1 protein-coding gene is annotated in these 231 nt (G+C 39.0%); it reads right to left on the bottom strand.

The annotated features are described in order from the left end of the window. Positions 1 to 231: peptidoglycan-binding domain-containing protein (locus AZF04_RS15440; protein ID WP_161485271.1), on the bottom strand; the 231-nt coding region annotated here is incomplete at both ends.

Genomic DNA, 231 nt, shown 5'->3' with positions numbered 1-231 from the left:
TCCATTTCGAAGAACCGGCATTGAACCAGAGGAACCTCTTAATTCAGCTATCTTCGCCAAAGTAATTTCATCGGCTATTCCATTCACTACAAGACCATTCTCACTTTGAAATTGCCTCACGATTTTTTCAGTATCATTCCCATAGACATTTGTTCCATTTCCTGGTACGGGATAACCAATTGCTCCTAAATCTGTTTTTAAGGTCACTGTACTACTATGACGTTTTCCATT

Origin of the sequence: Alkalihalobacillus trypoxylicola (assembly GCF_001590785.1) — a bacterium.
GTDB classification, from domain to species: Bacteria; Bacillota; Bacilli; order Bacillales; family Bacillaceae_D; genus Alkalihalobacillus; species Alkalihalobacillus trypoxylicola.
Note: the sequence above shows the minus strand (reverse complement) of the source record. Positions and strands in the feature narration are given on the sequence as shown.